A 20,139-nucleotide genomic window follows, 5' to 3' on the forward strand; every position below is an offset into this window, starting at 1 on the left:
TTTACCTCTCCTATTTTTCCGGATAGAATTGACCTACTCTTCCTTTTTGAAAGCCTACAACATATTGCTGACCCTTATACGTTCCTCTAATTTGATAACTGAATTTTGTTCCTTTTTGTACTAACTCTTCACGGTTTTGTTTCATGATTGATTCTATCGCATCTGCAACATCGCTAACAGTCATCTCTTTATTGAGAAAAGATTGACGAGACTTAACTGAACCATCCCATAAACTAGGATGATGGCGCTCTAAAATATGCTTCATTCCACGTTTATCAATGAGAAATGACTGTCCTCCAAAAATGTATTTTCTGCTTTGAAAAGTCTCTAATTCGTTTACAACTTCATGCGGCTTTGCTTTTTTTATACCATGTGTAGCAGACTGGTTCTTAAAAACTTCAAGTGCAGAGTTTTTATAACTCTGTCCATCAATTGTGTTGAAAGGAAAAGTTCCTGAACCGCCAGCCATTGCATATTGTTGTTCAAAAACATTTGGTATTTTAACGTATTCAATACCTTTTTTTATTCCTGCTTTTGAAACTTCGAGCGTCTTAATTGCAGCAACTTTTGAACCGGCTTTTGCAACTTTGGATACTTTATCAATACCCTTCGGACCAGCTATTGCAAGAACAACAGTGCTGCCGACATAGGACACCCATTTTGCCCTGCTGTAGCTATCTCCATTAATCATATCACGTTGGAAAGTGTCTTCTATGTCTTTTGCTATGATCTTATAAGTATCGATTGGATGTAAGAAGGCGTTCACCGTTCCAGAAAGCGTTTCAATAGGGTGCATTGCAAGTTGATAGAGACCCATCACGGTATCTTTACCGGCTTCATACATTCCAACTGCAATACCTTTTCCGATATCGGCTTTTTGTTGAAGTTCTTCGAGCTGGCGGAAATAAACTTTTTGGTCAGGCTCCAAATTCTCGTATCCAATTTTTTCAGCAATTTTTAAATACTCGTCAGGATCTGTTACATTTACAAGCTGTTTTTTCAAATCTTTAATTTCACGTTTTTTAGCTTCTTCTTTTTTGATCTTTAAATAAGCTTTAGATTGCTTTTCGATATCGCCTTTTTTCTTATGTATGTCACTCTCGCGATAAGCCTTGGCATTATAATGTATGGGTGAAGCGTTTTTGCCCTTACCTGTTGATTCCTGTAACTTTTGAAAGTCTGCTTTAATAAATTGTTCGTTAGGTTCAGTCATTGCATATTCAGTTTTTAAGTGTTCGTCCACATCGTCTATTTTATCAATAGTCTTTTTCCGTTTGTTTTCGGCGGAAGAGAGCTCATCCTTAAAAGTCTCTGTTGAAAATAAATCAAGTGGAAGAATGTCATCAATATCAATCAGGATATCTTTCATTGCTTTCTTCTGCTCGGACATCATTGCTTGTGATTTTCTATATGCGTTTGCCAATTCGTGTTCTAAGAAGGATTCTTCGATATATGCATCTGATAGGCTGGCATCTTCCAGAATACCGGAGATACTAGTAAGGAAAGCGATTTTCATATCAATGAAATCAATCCATTGATCAGCCACACCGGTGTGATCGTGAAAAAATGCTTTAATATTGTTTGCTCCCTTCCCAGAGAACTCACTATCATCAAGATCAGCAACAGCCTTAAATGCTTTTTTCAAATTAATCATTTGATTTTTCAATTCTTTATAATCTTTTGCTCGGTTTTCAGCTTCAGATAACAAAGACCTTGCTTCAAATACCTTCATTGTCCAATCCTTTCAGCAAGTTTATATCTAAATATTACCATGGATAGGATGTGAAGTTCGAAAAAAATGTTGAAGAAGAGGTAATGAATTGAACGTAATGAGATTTGGAGAAGTGGGGAATTAAGGGTGTTTTTTACTCGCCAATTATTAACCATAATTCATTCAAACCTATAGAAATGATGTAATGTGGTGTAGAAAGTGTAATGAAAACAAGCTTTCATAACCAGTGATACGGATTCACAATGTTGAGGACCTAGTGGGTGAATAACCCGTGGAGGTTCAAGTCCTCTCGGCCGCATCTCAATGATACCAAGGGTTTAGATACCCTTGGTATTTTTTGTTTATAGACATTCATCTGTTACTGTCCACTTATTTATAGTAGGTCAGTAATGGTGTTAAGTAGCTTTTTAGCATTTTCCCACTTTGTGTGTGGGTGATGAGGCTTTAAACGAAGGATTTAAAATAGCGGCCGACCGAGTTGGAGCATAAAAAAAACGGAGGATTCCCTTCGTTTTTTTTATGCTTATCTTCGTGAGGGGGTCAAGGTTTCTTTACTCCCATTTACTGTCCAGAAAATATGAAAAAACATCAAAAAAGGTGTAAATAATGATAATGAGCGCTGTATAACCCTTAAATATAGGACATGTTAATATTTCATAGGATTGAGGGAAAAGAACAGGAAAAGCAGGAGCAGGGAGAAAAGTAATTACTAATGGATTTGATTTGCATCATATAGGATTTAACACAAAAACCTTTTATTTCTAGAAAAAGAGAAGATGAAAAGCCTGGAGTGAATTTATCTCCAAAGTATAGAAAGTAAGGAATCTTTTAAAAAACTAAAAAAATGATGAAATTACGGAAAGGTAATGAGTGATTACCTTTCCGTAATTCGTTAATTATTTCTTTGAGCAATTTTATATTCCATCTTAACAGTACCACCTTGAGCCGTTGGTGAAGCTGTAAATGTGTAATTGTATGTCCAACCAAACCAACCATTTTTAACCTCGGCAGAAATGTTGCCTTGCTTGCCTGGTGCGATGGTTCTTGAAACTTTTCCATCAATTGATATTTTTATATCATTACTTCCGTTGTTTGAAATCCAGAAGTTTACTTGTGCTCCGTCATTCTCATCTAATTCGAACTCCCGACTCCAGCTTGATTGATCAACAGAGCCCTCTGAAACCTCCCTGTCTAGAGCTTTGAATACTCCACTTGTAACTGCATAATTTTTCGACGATACACTTGTAGTCGACTCCGCAAAAGCAGGCATAGTATAAGTCCCAACAATTACACCAGCTATCAGAGTCGATGATACTCCTTTGAAAATGGACTTAAGATTCACGATCAAGCACTCCTTTTAATTTCATTTATTATATATACATATTTCGTATTTGTAATACAAATAATACCATGTAAAATAATTACAGTAAACATTCTTTTGAATGATAATGTTTGTAACTCAACTTTTGTACCCCAAACATCCCAAATCAGACATGTAAGTCTTATAGCTAGGTAAGTAGAAATTGCGATCTTCTTATTGAGGTACTGCTACTAGCAAAGATTTTCCGATACCCGCAAAACGAAAAAACACTATCCTTTCTCTAAAGTAACGAAAAGGGTAGTGTTTTTTGTGCTATTCAAGATTAATACGTATTCTTTTTTACTCTGTCTATCTACACTGAATTACAAAATCGGACAAGTCAAGATACTACCAAAAGAAAAAACTATCACACCCATTGGGCGAGACCACATTACGCTTGTTTTCAAACCAATGATCAAAAGTATTCCTAAGATGGTTTCAAAAATAGTTGCTATCCATCCTGCTATCGGTACAAGAGCATCTGGTATAAAAGGAGTTAAGGCAGCAACATCATCCGTGTGATTTTCAATATTTCCCCATACGACATTAGGCTTGCCAGGTGTCCCCCATATTCCGAATCGATCGGCTGCAGAAGATAAAAAGCTAATTCCTCAAGCGAGCCTAAGATACAGTGTCATTCATGCTTTCATTTTACATTTCTCCTTCCTTTTTTGAAATTAGTCCGTTAAATAAGAAGATTGTTATTCTTGTTTATAAGAGACTATATAAACCGACGATTAATGCAGTCTTTAATATAAGTAAAACATTTGCGCTTTCTTATGCAAGAGAAACGAAAAAACATAATATGACTTGTAATTTAAAGGCATCTTTAAGCACAAAAAAGCTCTAACTAATTAATTTAGTCAGAGCTTTTTTTTATGAAGTATTCCCGAGTATCTATCCTGGTTTTTTTAGGCAATACTGCGTCCAATTCTTTATTTAACCATGCGAGCGTTTTATTACGAAGATACTTACGCATGTGTTCTTCTGCTTCAAGCATTACCAAGTTAATTGTACAAGAGGAATTGCTGGATTCACAGGAGTCGCATTTGTCTCGATAGAGCAGACCATTGCTTACAATATTTTTACATTGAAAAATGGGTTTTGGTCCTTCAACAGCCTCTATTACATCCCAAAAGGAAATATCTTCTGGGTTTTTTGCTAACCTATATCCTCCCTTTACACCAGGGACAGAATTTACAATACCAGCTTTAGATAATTTACCGAAAACTTTTGAAAGAAATGTTTCTGAAAGTCCTTGGAACTCTGCAAGGTCCCGAATCCCGACACTTTCCTTGGAGGGAACATCTATTAAATAAACCAGGCAATGTAAAGCATATTCAACCCCAACACTATACTGCATATCAACTCACCTGCTTTTGATTTTAAGGGTTATCACATTGTATCTTAGGAGTATTTTTGGTGATAGTCAATCATAAAACCCTCTTTAGGTATATTATTTGTTCCGTTTGACAAAAAAAAATACAGGGTTTATATTAGAGACCGAGTTAATCGTCGATTAAATTAGTCTTTAATATAAATTAAAAGGAGAGTTTCAAATGAGCAAAACACTTATCATTAACGCACATCCAAAAGTAGATGATACATCGTCATACAGTTTAGGGGTAATGAACCACTTTTTAGAGGCTTACAAAGAATTAATTCCAGAGAGTGAAGAGCTTGAGCAAATTAACTTATATAGTGATGAAGTGCCTATGATTGATAAAACAGTTTTAAGCGCATGGGAAAAGGCAGGCAAGGGCGAAGAACTGACAAGCGAGGAACAAAAAGTAACAGAACGCATGACAGAAGTATTGGAACAATTCAAAAGTGCAAAAACATATGTCATCGTTTTACCTTTGCATAATTTCAATATTCCATCAAAATTAAAAGACTATATGGACAATATCATGATCGCACGTGAAACATTTAAATATACGGACACTGGCTCAGTGGGTCTGCTTAAAGACGGACGAAGAATGCTTGTCATCCAAGCAAGCGGAGGAATCTATACAAATAATGATTGGTATACAGAAGTTGAATACTCTCATAAATACCTGAAATCAATGTTCAATTTCTTAGGTATTGAGGATTATCAAACTATCCGAGTGCAAGGAACAGATGTACTAAATCCGGAGGGTGTATTACAAAAAGCAAATAAAGAAGTTGAAGAAGCTGCTTCAAGATTAGCAGGTAAATAAGAAATAGTATGAAGATCATTGTTGCTGGGGGGACTGGAGTAATTGGCCGAGCCCTCCTTCCTGCATTAATACAAAAAGGAAATTTAATGCTCTCTAATGAATATTATCGTATGAGTATTGAAGCAAGACGAAAAATTAAACAAGGGGAGATTATTAATGAAAATCAGGCGGATTCTTTTGACAGCGGAGATTTTAAGTAGTGTATTTTCAATAACTTATTTGCAAGATGATCAAAGTACAGAAGTCAAAGTTGCTGCAGATAGGGTAGGGGCATGAGGGTCCTAAAAAGGCTTAATCTTTTTTAAAAGGTTAAGCCTTTTTTGGGCTATAAATGTAATCGGTGCCCAATTAGTTGCCCTGAATTTATGAAAAAGGATAAAATAGGTGTAATAAAGTTGCTATTTTAAAATTAGAATCAATTCATTATCGCAAAAGCAATAATAACTAATCGGCGAAGAAAGGATAATCAGTCAAATGAAAACATTAGTTATCGTTATACACCCTAATTTGGAAACTTCCGCTGTCAACAAAACCTGGATGAATCGTTTAAAGCAAGAGAATGACATTACGGTTCATGACCTGTACGGTGAATACCCTAATTTTATCATTGATGTAGAAAAAGAGCAGCAGCTCCTGTTAGATCATGAGCGTATCGTTTTTCAGTTCCCAATGTATTGGTACAGCAGTCCCGCGTTACTCAAACAATGGGAAGATGATGTGTTAACACATGGCTGGGCTTATGGAACTGGAGGAACTAAATTGCATGGAAAAGAACTACTCTTAGCTATCTCCTTAGGCGCACCGGAATCTGATTATCAAGCAGGCGGAGAATATAATATCACGATCAGCGAGCTTATCAGACCGTTTCAAGTCACTGCTAACTATATAGGAATGCGTTTTCTTCCTGCCTTTACACAATATGGGACACTTCACCTTTCAAAAGAAGATGTTAAGAACAGTGCGGAGAAATTGGTTGGCTATCTTAAAGCTGAGCATTGATCCGGTATTCGCGAGGGAAGCTGAAATAAATTATGTGTTGTGAAAATAAGGGTTTGTGATAGATTTTAATAAACTTAATTTCAAAGTTTTACATCGAATACTGAATTCAGGGGAGCATAGAGCGAGGGCTTAAAATTAATTACAGCAGGGCAATGAGTACATATTGCTTGATGAAATGTAGAGTTCCTTGGTCTCTAATAGGTGCCCAATTTATGCTCAGAATTCATGAAAAATGATGAAAATAGCTGTCAATAAAATAAACAGATGCTTTGAATAGAGGCTTTTGTAAATGACGACATGTTTTTACTAGGTTGAGGGCTCAGCGGGTGAATAACCCGTCGAGGTTCAAGCCCTCTCGGCCGCATCAATGATACCAAGGTTTAGACGCCCTTGGTATTTTTTAATGTGTTTTGTGACCAAAAGTGTCCACTAACTTATAGGAAGTCATCTAATTTGTCAGCCATCTCTTTTTGTTTATTAAGATGGTCATATACATGTCAAGAGGTCTATCCAGCAGCTCGGTTGCATACAGACATACATTCTTGGCGTTTCCGCCTTCTTTTTTTCTTATAATCAAATCGCGTTTTTCCAGTTTAGAGATAATCTGTGATACAGCACCCCTTGTTCGGTTCCGCTTCAACGCTGCCTCAGTAACTGTAATTCCTGGGTTCTCTTCAATAACAGTGAGAGTGTGTACTTCAACCATATGAAAGATCTCACCGGTACCAAAATCACGTGCTGTTTTTATATAATCATTGTATGAATAAATATACGATCCACTCAATTATTTGAGTGGATCTGTTTGTTTTTTATTTATTTGCAGCAGTCTCTATGTGACGAAACAATAGATGAATTAAAACCCTTTACGCAACCAGGCTGTGGCAAGATCAATTGCCCCGCGCGCAGCTTTAGTTTTAGCTAAGGCGTTGAGCATCACGAAATCGTGAATGATACCTTGGAAACGTACGGCAGTGACCGGAACACCGGCTTCACGAAGTTTATTGGCATATGCTTCTCCCTCGTCACGAAGTACATCAGCTTCAGCTGTGATAATCAATGCAGGCGGAAGCCCTTGAAGCTGCTCAGTAGTTGCACGTAGAGGTGATGCTGTAATTTCAGCACGCTCATTCGAATTGGTTGTGTACTGATCCCAAAACCACATCATCGCGTCCTTGCGTAAAAAGTATCCTGTAGCAAACTGGTGATAGGATTCCGTATCGAAAGAAGCGTCTGTTACCGGATAGAAAAGTAATTGTTGTCGGATGTTCAAGTCACCGCGTGCTTTGGCCATTAGCGTGACAGCAGCAGTCATATTGCCGCCAACACTATCACCTGCAATTGTTAGACTCTCGGGAATCATGCCGTTCTCACGGCCATTTTCAGCTGCCCACTTCACTACTGCATAGATTTCTTCAATGGCTGTCGGATATTTTGCTTCTGGAGATAAGGTGTAATTTGGAAAGACAATAGCAGCTTGTGCTCCAACTGCTAGCTCACGGATGAGCCGATCATGTGTATGCTCATTACCAAATACCCAGCCGGCCCCATGAATGTACACGATGACAGGAAGGTGCGCAGGCGCATTCTGTGGGCGCATTATTCTTACTGATACCTGTCCGCTCGGCCCTCCTGAAATCATAATGTCTTCAATATCAACTGGCAGTTTATCAATTGGGTCAGATTGAACCTCATCTACAGCTTCTCGTCCTTTCTCAGGTCCAAGGTCGAATAGATAAGGCGGGTTCGCGGTTGCTTCTGCAAATTCTTGAGCTGCTTTTTCTAATTGGACTTTCTTTAACATAGATATCTCTCCTTATATATGTTTTAATCATTATTTTTTTTATTCTATTATCTATTGATCTTGACATCTTTCGTCTTACATTGCTGTTGTAATGATTTGTACATCAATATTTCCGCGAGTAGCTTTAGAATATGGACATACTTGATGAGCTGCATGTGTTAATTCTTCCGCTTGCTCTTGAGATACCCCTTGAATTTCCACCTCCAAAACAACTCCAAGTTTATAACCATTATCACTTTCATCTTTTAATAAACTTACTTTACCAGTAACTGCTGATTCGATTTTTAATCGTTTTCTTTGGGCTGCTAAATGAAGAGCACTGTCATAACAAGCTGAATAGCCTGCTGCAAATAATTGTTCTGGATTTGTCGCCGTGGATACTTGATTTGGTTTTGGCATAGCTAAATCCAAATCAATAATAAGATCATTAGATTTTACATGACCTTCTCTTCCGCCTTTTGTTGTAGCTTCTGCTGTAAAATATACTGTCATCATCAAACACCCCTATAAATTAAATTTAACACAATTGAATTTTAACCAATCTAAATAGCATTGTCAATTAAATTTTTAAAAATTAAATTGTTCTCAATTGAAATTCGCGATTAAAATCCTCTAAATTATTGATTAGGCTAAAATAAAGACCAGTTTTCGGCAGTTTAAAGTTAGTGTACATAATAACCATATTGAGAAAATAGGAGATCATATTATTGGCGGCTCAATAAATCGAGTGGGTCTAAACAATATAGTAGAAGTATCTATATCGGTAATAATAAGAATGCACCTCAAACACATTATGGTTATAAATAAAGATGATTTTCCATGTATATAAGTTATGATTAATTAAATTGTTAGTCATTCAATTTTACTTAATGTAATTCTTGTGCTATTATGTGTAACAATGAATATAAATATTGTGAGGGATTTAACATGAAGAATGATGATAAATTACTGTTAAGTAATCATCTATGTTTTGCGATTTATGCAGCTTCCCGTGAAATGATAAAGTTATACCATCCTCTCTTAAAAGAATTAGGAATTACTTATCCGCAGTATTTGGTTCTTCTTGTTTTATGGGAGAAGGAAAAAATATCTGTTAAAGGTTTAGGCGAAGAATTATATCTAGACTCCGGAACATTAACTCCAGTTTTAAAACGACTTGAGGAGCGAGGTCTTATTATAAGAGAGCGTTCAAAAGAGGATGAACGAAGTGTAATTATTACGTTAACAACTGAAGGGAATGAGTTTAAAGAAAAAGTCACATTAATTCCTAATGCAGTATTTGATAAAACCGGTTGTAATGAAGAAGAAATTAAAAGTTATAACAAGGAAATTCGTAATTTACTTAACATGCTGACAACTGAGCAATAGTTTTATGAATATAGCTGGTGGGCCCAGCGGGTGAATAACCTGTGGAGATTCAAGTCTTCTCGGCCGCATCTCAATGATACCAAGGGTTTTGATACCCTTGGTATTTTTTGTTTATAAAAATTTATCTGTTACTGTCCACTTACTTATAGTAGGTCGTATGATTTATCAGTCACCTTCATCCTTCTGCTGACTGGTGCGGCGGTAGTAAATATGATAATGATTAATGAAGTGATGAAGCAGGAGAAGAAAGTCAGAAAAGTAATGTGAGGATTCAGATGAGTACAAGAGAGATAACGCTATAATTTGTGTATATATGACGGGAAGTATATTCAGCTTGCGTTTTATCAGCCAGAAGAAAGTTCTCGCAAGCTTACTACTTAAAAAGCTATTTTTTCAATCAAAAAATCAATATCAATACGGGGCTGGATTCAATATGATCCAGTCCCTTTTTGTTTTCAGTCTGATAAAAGATTTTCCAGGGAGTTATTTAACAATTATTGATCGATTTTTCTTTTTCAATAATATCCTTTACCACATCTTCAATTGTGATATGCCCAAGAGCCTTTTCCAAGGCAGATTGGGCGATTTCAAATATTGGACCAATTGTACTTTGAATGTTCCGGCCTACAGGACATTGAGGATTGGGATTTTCATGTATACTAAACAATTCTTTATCTTGAACAACATTAACTGCTCTATAAACATCAAGTAAGGTGATATCAGTTAAATCCTTCGCTAATTCGGCTCCTGCAATACCTGGCCGTACATTTACTAAACCTGCTTTTTTCAGCATCCCCATAATTTTTCTTATTAAGGCGGGATTTGTATTTACACTCCCAGCTAAAAATTCAGAAGTGCTAATTCCGTCTTCATTTATTTCAACAAGAGCCAATATATGAATTCCTACAGCAAAACGGCTGCTAATAGACATGATTTCTTCACCATCCTAATTACTTTACACTCTTTATAGTACACTTGTAACTGAATGTATTACAAGTTTATTTTACTCTAATATGCTCAATTAACAAGATGATAAACGTATTGACAAATAAACATGATGTAACTAAAATGATTACATGTAATCAATATGGTTACATTTAAAAATGTTGAATTATTAGGAGGACTGGAAATTGAAAATTGGAATCATTGGTGCAACCGGAAAAGCTGGAAGTCTCATCTTGAAAGAAGCGGTAAGCAGGGGACATGAAGTAACTGCAATTGTAAGAGATGCTGCAAAACTTAAAGAGGATAAGATTTCAATCATTGAAAAAAATATAATTGATCTTACATCGGATGATCTAAAAAAGTTAGATGTAGCAGTTAATGCCTTCGGTGCTCCATTAGGAGAAGAACAGGCACATGTAGATGCTGGCCGGGCATTAATTAGGGCATTAAAAGGAACGGGTACAAGAGCTGTAATTGTAGGTGGAGCAGGGAGTCTTTATGTAGACGAAAATAAAACTGTCAGTGTAATGGATACACCTGATTTCCCTGAGATTTTTATTCCAACAGCTAAAGGGCAAGGTCGTAACTTGCAAGAACTAAAGGAAACTTCTGATATTAACTGGACATTTATCAGTCCTTCAGCGGTATTTGACCCAGACGGGAAAAGAACTGGATTTTATCAGTCAGGAAAAGATCATCTTCTTGTGAATTCGAAAGGCGAAAGTTATATCAGCTATGCAGACTATGCAATTGCAGTATTGGATGAAATCGAAAATCCAAAACATATAAATGAACGCTTTACAGTTGTTGGAGAAGCTGAATAAGTTATTGAGCAGAAACAAAGGCTCTCAGCCGTCATCTCAATGATACCAGGGGTTTTGACACCCTTGGTATTTTTTGTTGTAAGTGCATTTGGCATTAAAAAAGTGCTGATCTCTGCACAAAATCTTTGCGCGAGTCTGCACTTTTATTCTGCAAGATACACTGCCCATTATCATCGATTAGTTTTTAATCCGTTCTTAGCCGAGCTGATACTTGGCTTTTAGAAGTTTTTTTTAAGTGTTTAAAACCAACAAATTTTTTGCCTTCTTCATCCCATAGGCGGAACTTTAACGACTTAAGACTTGTTGCCAGTGTGATGGTCGGAACGTTTTGCAATGGTTCAGTGTTGTTATGTGCGATTTCAAGCTTATAGTTTGGGACTCTTGGGCTTAAATGATGAACATGATGGAAACCGATATTGCCTGTTAACCATTGCATGACTTTTGGAAGCTTATAAAAAGAGCTTCCTTCAACGGCTGCTTTTACATATTCCCACTGCTCATCTTCTTCGAAATATGAATCCTCAAACGTATGCTGAATATAAAACATCCAAATTCCGAGGGATCCCGATATCATAAAAATTGGCGTCTGGACCAGCAGAAAGTTTTTCCAGCCGATAGCCCAACATAAAAGTGCTGCCAAAGCGACGATCCCCAGGTTGGTTACATATGTATTCATCCGTTCTTTGCGTTTTGCCTCTTTTCGATTAAAACGATTGGTTATCCCGAAGACGTAAATCGGTCCGATAATAAACATAACAAACGGATTTCTGTACAAACGGTACATTATTTTTGTCTTAGTTGAGGCTTCTTTATATTCCTCAACAGTCAGTACCCAAATATCGCCCGTACCGCGTTTGTCCAGGTTGCTGCTTGTCGCATGATGGACAGAATGATCGTGTGCCCAATGATCAAACGGATGCAGAGTCAGAATTCCTGTAATTGTTCCAAGGATTCGATTCGCCTTTCGGTTCTTAAAAAAGGAATAGTGGCAGCAATCATGAAAGATAATGAAGGTTCTCACTAAAAAACCTGCTGCAACGACAGAAATCGCTAATGTAAGGATATAAGAAATCGACAAGCTCTTATAGGCCAAACACCATAACAGGAAAAATGGCACCAATGTGTTAATGATTTGATAAATGCTTTTTTGTGAATCGGACTTTTCGTAAGGGGTAACCAGTTTTCTCAAAGTCCTTAGGTTTTGTTCATTCATTTTTAAAAGTTTCCCCTTCCCTGATGTTCTTAATCTAAGTATAGAAAACGTTTTAGGCCTTTGAAGTCCCAGCTGTCATCCTCCCTGTATAATAAGTATCTTTCCTCATCCTATGTAAAATGATTGAAGGTCAGAAAATGATCTCCATCTCGATTAAATCTTTATGAGCAATGGCCAGCCGGGATACAAAAAGCGTATGAAGATTATACCCAGCTCTTTATCGGGCCAAACTCTCTCCATGCTCCCCTATGGGGATCGGTTTATTTAGACCGTAAACATTCATTGTTTGAAGAACAAACATTACAGTATACCTGAGTGATCGTTTGGAAACATCTGCAGAAACAAAGCTATACCAGTGAACAGCCCTGCTTTTAAAAGAATATCTTGTACTTGAACAAGAAACAGCTGAGCTTTTTTGAAGACACTCGTGATCCATTTTCACGGTGTTTTCAAACCATCGTTATTAGTAGGCATCTTATTTTGCACTCGTATCGACACGTTTAACAAAATGAAACATGATATTAATTTGCAGTTATTTCCGTTTCGTGTTATGATAAAGGAGAATTATTTTTGTTCGTGTAAAGGATAGTATGAATATCGACTTTTCGTCTTGATGATACTTTGGGCAAGGATAGTAATACAATGTGTAACACACTAGGAGGCAACAAAAATGGAACAAGGTACAGTTAAATGGTTTAATGCAGAAAAAGGTTTTGGATTTATCGAACGTGAAAATGGAGACGATGTATTCGTACACTTTTCTGCAATCCAAAGTGACGGATTCAAATCTTTAGACGAAGGTCAAAAAGTAACGTTTGACGTTGAGCAAGGTGCTCGTGGAGCCCAAGCTGCTAACGTTCAAAAAACTGCTTAATCTTCAATCGTTTATACAAACAGGCTCTTTTATAGGGCCTGTTTTTTTATGTTCTCTGTATAATACTGAATAAAAAACCCTACTCAACGTTCGAGTAGGGACAGATGCTACAAGGTAAAAAAAAAGGTTTAAAACCTCAAAGGATTGTTTACAGTATAACATAACGGATTGACGATATGTGGAATATATATAAATGATTTGTAACGGTATGTTATTCTTTGTTACAATTCGCATATCTCTTTTATGAAAAGAAGATAAACAATTGCTATTCACTGTGGAAGCAGTTATAAGAAATTCTTAAAGATAAAGAGGAGAGGGGTTGTTTTTTCTTCTGGAAATAATCACTTAGACCTAAAACAATGAAAACCCTGCCTCTCTTCCATCTTTACGGCTCCTTGTCCGTGCCAGTGTGAATCAGGATTACAAAAATCAAGTGACTATTCCATCGAGTTTTTGATAAAAATTAAAATGTTCATTGAAGAAATTTAAAAATAAAACAGATTAGATTGCAGGAGTAATAAAAGAGGTTAATGTTCTAAAAGTAAGTTGAAGAAATTAAACGTCTAATCGTAATTTTCCGAAAACTTAAGGATGTTTTGGAAAGCAAACATTATCTAACCTTAACAGAAACTTTTTATTTGATTTTCAGTGATTCCTTTAATAACTTCCAGTTCACTAATCAAAAATTCATATGCACTATCCAACATTTTTTTTTCGCTTGCATTAAGTGCTTTTTCTTTCTTCATACGCATTAAATCACGTACAACTTCAGCACCTTCTTGGATTTTACCCGTTTTTATTTTGTCTGTGTTTACTTTATATCTTTGTTTCCACGGCAGCAACTTATCTGATTCTCCATGCTGAAAAATGTGGATAATGTGTTTTAATGCAAGTATATCAGTAACTGGTCGTATATTTAAACTCATTATTTTACGCGTTGGAATCATAACTGTCATATGACTGATTGACATTTTTATGACATAATAATGTTCTTTTTCCTCTAAGAATTCTTTTTCTTCTATGGCTTCAATTATACCTGCTCCGTGCATTGGATAAACAATGTTATCGCCAATTTGAAACATATCATCCACCTCCATATATGGTAACTCAACTTAAGGTTAACATATATGGAAAGCGATATCAAATTTATAATAATAACATGATAATTTTTTGGTGTCAATAACTTTTTTTAAAAAAACAACATCAAAACAAGAGGGAACCATTGGGATTTCGAAAAAAGGGAAGGACGATTGGTCCGTGTATATCTTAGAATCTTGACTAATGATCAGAGTTCAGTTTTTCATTGAAAATGAGTTATTAAATATCCATTAGGAGTTCATGACTTGACATTAATGACATGTTTGCAATCTATATGGGCACAATTTAATCACCGATTTTTAACCATTACAAGCTGTTTCTTCAAATCTTTTATTTCACGTTTTTTAGCTTCTTCTTTTTTGATCTTTAATGCTTTAAATATTGTTTGCTCCCGTCCCAGAGAACTCACAATCATCAAGATCAGCAACAGCCTTAAATGCTTTTTTAAATTAATCATTTGATTTTTCAATTCTTTATAATCTTTTTGGCGACTTAATAACCAAATATCACCATAGATAAGTTATGGGCTTCCCAAAAAATTGTTGAAGGATAGGTAATAAATTGAACGTAATGGGAATAGAAGTGGGAAAGTAAGGGTGGTTTTTGTTAACTAATTATGGTTAACCCAACTTATCCAAACATATAGAAATGATGAATGTGGAGTTAGAAAGTGCAATGCAACAAACCTTCATTACAAGTGAAATGGATTTACAATTTTGAGTGCCTTTTTGCAACACACTTGAATTTTTGGTGTGTTTTTGAACGTATCCATACGTGTCACCTAAAGGAAATGAATAAGATGTGGAATTTTTAAAAAATTTTTTATATACTGGAATTAAATCATTAAGGGATTGAAATGAAAAAGATTTATTAAACCGGACTTATGTATTCATGGTTCCTTAATGGAAGGATTAAATGATGAAGCCAGATGGGCATTAGAAGAGCTGAAAAAGCACTATCGGAAGTGTCTTCAGGAGTAGTTCTAAAACCTGGTGACCTTATTATATTAGACAACCATTTAGCGGCACATGCTCGAACGGCCTTTAAACCAAAATATGGGGAAAGACAGATGGTTACAAAGAATGTTTGCTGTAGCTGATAGTAATAAATCAAGTGCAAGTCGTTCTATTAAAAGTCATGTATGTATGCTTTTAAAAATCGAACTTGAATTGCAAAAATAATGGACAGAGTGATCAAACTATTTATTGAAAAATAGTTTGATCACTCTTATTATTTACCATTATGGGGGGATTTTATAAGTGGAGGATATTAATTTTTATACACTATTAATAGTAGTATGTTTCGGATTTCTTGCTTCTTTTATTGATTCAGTAGTGGGAGGAGGAGGACTGATCTCTATACCAGCTTTGTTATTTTCAGGTCTCCCGCCTTCAGTTGCTATCGCTACAAATAAGTTAGCCAGTACAATGGGTACATTAACGAGTACGATTTCCTTTATAAGATCAGGAAAAGTTAATTTTCAGTTAGTATCTAAATTGTTTCCGATTGTTTTTATAGGGTCCTTATTGGGTGCTTTAGTTGTCAATTTTATTTCATCTGAATTATTAAAACCATTAATATTAATTCTTTTAGTAGGTGTAGCTATTTACACTATTTTGAAGAAAAACTGGGGTAATGAATCTACTTATAAAAAACTGACTTGGAAAAAAGCCATTCTTTTTTCTTTAGTAATATTCGCTATTGGTTTTTATGATGGATTTTTAGGTGCAGGAACGGGTTCATTTATTTTATTTGCCTTTTTGATTATAGGCTTCGATTTTTTACAATCTGCAGGAAATGCAAAATTTCTTAATTTCGGCAGTAACATTGCAGCTCTAATTATGTTTCTTTTTCTTCATAAAATTAATTTTTTATATGGTGTACCAATGGGTATATCAATGATATTAGGAGCGCTTGTGGGATCTAACTTCGCAATTAAAAAAGGTGTAACCTATGTGAGAATGTTATTTATTTTAGTTACTGTTATCTTAATAGGAAAAAATATCTTTGATTTTATAATGCATTATTGATGATGGCGATATGAGTATTTCTGTTTGCAGTCTGCATACTAATTAATAGGTAAAGAAGTCGAAAAGGTTTACGAAATTCGTCATACAAATTAAAGTTTTGAATGAAAGAGCAGGATTACTCCTGCTCTTTTTCTTTCTGATTGGGCTAGATTAAACGCAGACGGTTATTCCTTGGGAAAAACAAAAAAAATTTCTTCTATCCATTGATTAGCTTGGCTTTAGCCGGGTTTCTATCACCCTGTTGGGCTTGTCAGATTTTAAAAAGGTATGCTACGTTTATAATGTTTTGTTTCACCTGATTGCGGGGTAATAAAGATAGGATCAGTAAATAATACTTAGGAATGACCTCAATCTTTCTGCAACACATAATAAACATATTGGAAGACGTAATGGAAGAACTAAAATAAAGGTTTAGGATACTTTGAAGAAATAAAAGTTTTTTTTCGATTGTGATAATATTCACAATGGAGCTTATGAAGGGGAATCATTTCTCCAAATAGTCTGCAGAAAATACCAACCACAGCCCAAGGATATATCACTAACCACTTTGGCTGGCATTATCTGTTGGTTGTTTCTCTTTTTGTTGCTGTTTGTATTATTTTTAGTCCAATCGGCAAAAATAAGTTAAGAAAACCATCGGAAAAGCTGAATTTCATCCTTCTTTCCTGGTTTACAATGTTATTTGGCGCTGAGATGGATATTGGTCCAGTCTTTTAAGGTCCAGTTGAACTAATCAGCCACTATGCCATTAGCTCTCCATCAGGTGAAACAGAAACCCCCAGACTTTTAGAGAAGCATTACGCTATACATTCTGGGACTGCACGCTTGGACCGTTTATCCGCTTGTATCATGTGGATTTGATCATTAAGGAGTTGATATTATTAAATGAAGTTCAACAAGAAAAAAATTAACGTTGTAGACATTCAAAAAGCGAAGAAAAGCGTGTTTGCTACAGGGATAGGAAACGCGATGGAATGGTTTGATTTTGCTTTATATTCTTATTTGGCAGTTATTATTAGTAAAAACTTTTTCAGTCCGGTTCAAAACGATGAATTAAAGTTAATATTTACTTTTGCTACATTTGCAATTGCCTTTTTACTTAGACCGGTAGGCGGAATTATTTTTGGTAAAATGGGTGATAAATTTGGCCGGAAAATGGTATTAACAATTACTATTTTAATGATGGCTTTATCTACTTTAATAATTGGTGTACTTCCTACCTATGATCAGATTGGTGTATGGGCCCCTATATTATTACTCTTAGCTCGTATTCTGCAAGGTTTTTCTGTGGGTGGAGAGTACGCTGGTGCAATGGTATATATCGCAGAATCTTCTCCAGATAATAAACGTATAAGGTTAGGCAGTGGTTTAGAAATCGGTACATTATCTGGCTATATAGTAGCTTCTGTTTTAGTTACAGTACTTTTCTGGGCTTTATCTGATGTTCAAATGAATAGTTGGGGATGGAGGATTCCTTTCTTCTTAAGTATTCCAATTGGATTATTTGGTTTGTATTTGAGAAGTCATTTAGATGAATCACCAATCTTTGAAAATGACATCTCTGAAAACCAAGAACAACAACCAGGTTTATTAGAAGTAATTAAAACATATAAAAAAGATATCTTTTTATGTATCGTATTTGTGGCGTTTTTCAATATAACCAATTACCTATTGTTAGGTTATATGCCTTCTTATTTAGATGAGAACCTTGGTATAAGTGATAATATAAGTACACCGGTTACAGCAATTGTATTGATTATTATGGTACCGTTCGCTTTAACTTTTGGTAAACTGGGAGATAAATTAGGAAATAAAAAAGTTATAACAATTGGATTAGTATTAGGAATTGTATTTTCGATTATCTCTTTCCAATTTCTTAATATGGGGAATATAATATTCTTATTTATAGGACTTTTATTGTTAGGTATTGTATTATCTGTATATGAAGGTACTATGCCAGGATCTTTACCTACGTTGTTCCATACTGACATTAGATATCGTACATTATCCTGGACATTCAACTTATCGGTTTCTATTTTTGGCGGAACAACACCTTTAGTTGCTTCTTGGTTAACCCATGTGACAAGAAACAATTTGGCGCCAGGTTTCTATTTATTAGCAGTCAGTTTAATTGGCTTAATAGTGGTGTTAACCTTATTTAAAGATACTTCAGGTAAATCTTTAAAAGGTTCTTACCCAACAGTTGCTTCTAAAGCTGAGTTTCAAGAAGCTGTTGAAAATCCAAAAGATTCACTGTGGTGGAAAATGGAGCAAACAGAAAAGGAATGAAAAAAGCATCCATATAAGCGGGATTATCCCAGCAGCAATGACTGCAGCTTCTCGATCGTCATTATTTAATTGGTTGTGTCCTAATAATAAAACATTGACGCAAGAACGAAGAGAAATTAAAAGGTCCGAGCAATACAGCAAAATAAGAAGCAAGAAGCTTTGGTATGCCAGTTCTTCTCCCGAAGGAGAGCTGGCTTTTTATTTTCTATATGGGGAACTTGTACGCTAACTAATAATCCTATTAAGGCATGTCCTTTCAAGGTATCTTAGAAGAACAAGAGGGGTTCATTGTCATCCTGACCAAATTGTCATCACTTCAGGTGCAACCCAAGGACTTTCCCTTATAGCAAAATTGTTATTGTCACCGGGTGATGAAGTCATTATTGAAGATCCTATTACACATGAAATTCAAACTATTTTTTCATCACCCGGCAGCTCGCTTTACCCTATACCAGTAGATCATAATGGGATGCGAACGGAGCTGCTGCCCCACGATAAAAAACCAAGTTTTGTATTTGTCACTCCGTCTCATCAATTCCCAATCGGCGGTACATTAACAATTCAACGCCGTATTCAATTAATACAGTTTGCGCGTCAATCAAATTGTTATATCGTAGAGGATGATTACGATAGTGAATTTCGATATAAGGGATCACCTATAAGTTCTCTTCAGGGGTTAGACCCGTCAAGAGTTATTTATATCGGTACATTCAGTAAGATCTTATCACCGGCACTGCGTCTTGGATATTTAGTTCTTCCGCCGTCCCTCGTTGAGAAGTGTAAGAATCTAAAATGGTTTACAGATCTTCATACCTCTTCCTTGGAGCAGCTTACACTTGCAAACTTTATTGAGGATCGTTATCTAGAACACCATATTAGTAAAATGAAAAAAGTGTATAAGAAACGTCGTGAGGCTTTAAAACAAAGCCTGAACCGTGAATTTGGAGATGAGGTCAAGATATTTGGAGATTCGACAGGTCTCCATTTAATAGCCAGTTTTGAAAATGTCATTTTTTCAGAACAGGTGCTGAAAAAGTTAGATCAGCATAAAATTAAAATTTACCCGGTTGAACTCCATACGATCCAGAAAGGGGTCCATAAAAACAAAATTATTTTAGGTTACGGAAATTTAGCTGAGAAAGAATTAGAAGAAGGGATACGAAGATTGAAAGCTGCTTTGTCTGCAAAAGCATTAACATTATAGGCGCTGTACTTCAACAGCTTAACTTTCTGAAAATTTCAATTGAAGATCAGTCTAACATGCAACATTCTATGATATATTTCCAAAAGCCTCGAATGAAAAAAATCCCCGCTAAACAGGGGAGGATCATTTCGGGATGAAACGAGTAGAAGAGCTGGTTTTAAGAATGTTTTGCTTCATCTGTTTTAAAAATGTCACGCCGTC

At 35.7% G+C, this 20,139-nt stretch carries 17 protein-coding genes and 5 pseudogenes; 12 read left to right on the top strand and 10 right to left on the bottom strand.

The genetic code is table 11. From position 1 onward, the window contains the following. Positions 1–10: 10 nt before the first annotated feature. The 3 genes from AADZ70_RS17475 to AADZ70_RS17485 form a co-directional block, all read right to left on the bottom strand. On the bottom strand, positions 11–1,732 hold the full coding sequence (locus AADZ70_RS17475; protein ID WP_016937155.1) for a T7SS effector LXG polymorphic toxin: 1,722 nt from the start codon (positions 1,730–1,732) through the stop codon (positions 11–13). An 892-nt stretch (positions 1,733–2,624) separates the two neighbouring features. Beyond that, positions 2,625–3,074 carry a hypothetical protein gene (locus tag AADZ70_RS17480; RefSeq protein ID WP_198698396.1) on the bottom strand — a complete coding sequence of 150 codons (450 nt, stop codon included), beginning with the start codon at positions 3,072–3,074 and terminating at the stop codon, positions 2,625–2,627. 877 nt (positions 3,075–3,951) lie between these two features. Next, positions 3,952–4,455 (bottom strand): Rrf2 family transcriptional regulator, encoded by a 504-nt coding sequence (locus AADZ70_RS17485; protein WP_342007390.1) that lies wholly within the window; start codon positions 4,453–4,455, stop codon positions 3,952–3,954. 196 nt (positions 4,456–4,651) lie between these two features. Here AADZ70_RS17485 and AADZ70_RS17490 point away from each other — a divergent pair, with 196 nt between their 5' ends. The 4 genes and pseudogenes from AADZ70_RS17490 (at position 4,652) to AADZ70_RS17505 (ending at position 6,292) form a co-directional block, all read left to right on the top strand. Next, positions 4,652–5,293 carry an NAD(P)H-dependent oxidoreductase gene (locus AADZ70_RS17490; protein WP_016937153.1) on the top strand — a complete coding sequence of 214 codons (642 nt, stop codon included), beginning with the start codon at positions 4,652–4,654 and terminating at the stop codon, positions 5,291–5,293. A gap of 71 nt (positions 5,294–5,364) precedes the next feature. Then, positions 5,365–5,493 (top strand): annotated as a pseudogene (locus AADZ70_RS17495) (tetratricopeptide repeat protein); the annotation flags it as partial. Next, positions 5,450–5,569: a phosphatase gene (locus AADZ70_RS17500; RefSeq protein ID WP_342007391.1), complete on the top strand. Its 120-nt coding sequence runs from the start codon at positions 5,450–5,452 to the stop codon at positions 5,567–5,569. The pseudogene AADZ70_RS17495 and the gene AADZ70_RS17500, both read left to right, overlap by 44 nt. A 198-nt stretch (positions 5,570–5,767) precedes the next feature. Further along, positions 5,768–6,292: an NAD(P)H-dependent oxidoreductase gene (locus AADZ70_RS17505; RefSeq protein WP_064778173.1), complete on the top strand. Its 525-nt coding sequence runs from the start codon at positions 5,768–5,770 to the stop codon at positions 6,290–6,292. A gap of 448 nt (positions 6,293–6,740) precedes the next feature. Here AADZ70_RS17505 and AADZ70_RS17510 read toward each other — a convergent pair whose 3' ends face one another. The 3 genes from AADZ70_RS17510 to AADZ70_RS17520 form a co-directional block, all read right to left on the bottom strand. After that, the gene (locus AADZ70_RS17510) at positions 6,741–6,998 is read right to left on the bottom strand and encodes a MarR family transcriptional regulator (RefSeq protein ID WP_342007392.1); all 258 of its coding nucleotides are present in this window, start codon (positions 6,996–6,998) and stop codon (positions 6,741–6,743) included. 147 nt (positions 6,999–7,145) lie between these two features. Next, complete coding sequence (locus tag AADZ70_RS17515; protein WP_342007393.1) at positions 7,146–8,093, bottom strand: alpha/beta hydrolase; 948 nt, start codon at positions 8,091–8,093, stop codon at positions 7,146–7,148. A 75-nt stretch (positions 8,094–8,168) separates the two neighbouring features. Further along, the gene (locus tag AADZ70_RS17520) at positions 8,169–8,588 is read right to left on the bottom strand and encodes an organic hydroperoxide resistance protein (RefSeq protein ID WP_029575264.1); all 420 of its coding nucleotides are present in this window, start codon (positions 8,586–8,588) and stop codon (positions 8,169–8,171) included. Positions 8,589–9,020: 432 nt separating this feature from the next. Here AADZ70_RS17520 and AADZ70_RS17525 point away from each other — a divergent pair, with 432 nt between their 5' ends. Continuing rightward, positions 9,021–9,461, top strand: a complete 441-nt coding sequence (locus AADZ70_RS17525) for a MarR family transcriptional regulator (protein ID WP_016937147.1) — start codon at positions 9,021–9,023, stop codon at positions 9,459–9,461. A 210-nt stretch (positions 9,462–9,671) separates the two neighbouring features. Continuing rightward, positions 9,672–9,839 (top strand): annotated as a pseudogene (locus tag AADZ70_RS17530) (cystatin-like fold lipoprotein); the annotation flags it as partial. Positions 9,840–9,948: 109 nt separating this feature from the next. Here AADZ70_RS17530 and AADZ70_RS17535 read toward each other — a convergent pair. Beyond that, positions 9,949–10,392: an Rrf2 family transcriptional regulator gene (locus AADZ70_RS17535; RefSeq protein WP_264819699.1), complete on the bottom strand. Its 444-nt coding sequence runs from the start codon at positions 10,390–10,392 to the stop codon at positions 9,949–9,951. A gap of 199 nt (positions 10,393–10,591) precedes the next feature. Between AADZ70_RS17535 and AADZ70_RS17540 the strand changes: the two genes are divergently transcribed. Beyond that, on the top strand, positions 10,592–11,230 hold the full coding sequence (locus AADZ70_RS17540) for an NAD(P)-dependent oxidoreductase (RefSeq protein ID WP_099744887.1): 639 nt from the start codon (positions 10,592–10,594) through the stop codon (positions 11,228–11,230). A 184-nt stretch (positions 11,231–11,414) separates the two neighbouring features. Here AADZ70_RS17540 and AADZ70_RS17545 read toward each other — a convergent pair whose 3' ends face one another. Further along, complete coding sequence (locus AADZ70_RS17545) at positions 11,415–12,443, bottom strand: fatty acid desaturase (protein ID WP_342007394.1); 1,029 nt, start codon at positions 12,441–12,443, stop codon at positions 11,415–11,417. A gap of 670 nt (positions 12,444–13,113) precedes the next feature. Here AADZ70_RS17545 and cspC point away from each other — a divergent pair. Continuing rightward, positions 13,114–13,317: a cold shock protein CspC gene (gene cspC, locus AADZ70_RS17550; protein ID WP_003156143.1), complete on the top strand. Its 204-nt coding sequence runs from the start codon at positions 13,114–13,116 to the stop codon at positions 13,315–13,317. A 620-nt stretch (positions 13,318–13,937) separates the two neighbouring features. On the opposite strand, the gene AADZ70_RS17555 is transcribed toward cspC, so the two are convergent. Then, positions 13,938–14,399, bottom strand: a complete 462-nt coding sequence (locus tag AADZ70_RS17555) for a CarD family transcriptional regulator (RefSeq protein ID WP_016937143.1) — start codon at positions 14,397–14,399, stop codon at positions 13,938–13,940. Positions 14,400–14,792: 393 nt separating this feature from the next. Then, positions 14,793–14,932, bottom strand: a pseudogene (locus AADZ70_RS17560) (T7SS effector LXG polymorphic toxin); the annotation flags it as partial. Positions 14,933–15,674: 742 nt separating this feature from the next. Here AADZ70_RS17560 and AADZ70_RS17565 point away from each other — a divergent pair. The 4 genes and pseudogenes from AADZ70_RS17565 to AADZ70_RS17580 form a co-directional block, all read left to right on the top strand. Next, a complete protein-coding gene (locus tag AADZ70_RS17565) occupies positions 15,675–16,445 on the top strand; it encodes a TSUP family transporter (protein ID WP_342007395.1) in 771 nt (256 codons plus the stop codon). A gap of 464 nt (positions 16,446–16,909) precedes the next feature. After that, positions 16,910–17,295 (top strand): annotated as a pseudogene (locus AADZ70_RS17570) (BCCT family transporter); the annotation flags it as partial. Positions 17,296–17,330: 35 nt separating this feature from the next. Continuing rightward, complete coding sequence (locus AADZ70_RS17575; protein ID WP_342007396.1) at positions 17,331–18,734, top strand: MFS transporter; 1,404 nt, start codon at positions 17,331–17,333, stop codon at positions 18,732–18,734. Positions 18,735–18,975: 241 nt separating this feature from the next. Beyond that, positions 18,976–19,938: pseudogene (locus tag AADZ70_RS17580) on the top strand (PLP-dependent aminotransferase family protein); the annotation flags it as partial. Between the last annotated feature and the right edge of the window lie 201 nt (positions 19,939–20,139).

Source organism: Bacillus sp. YBsi01 (assembly GCF_038406745.1).
Taxonomy (GTDB): domain Bacteria; phylum Bacillota; class Bacilli; order Bacillales; family Bacillaceae; genus Bacillus; species Bacillus siamensis.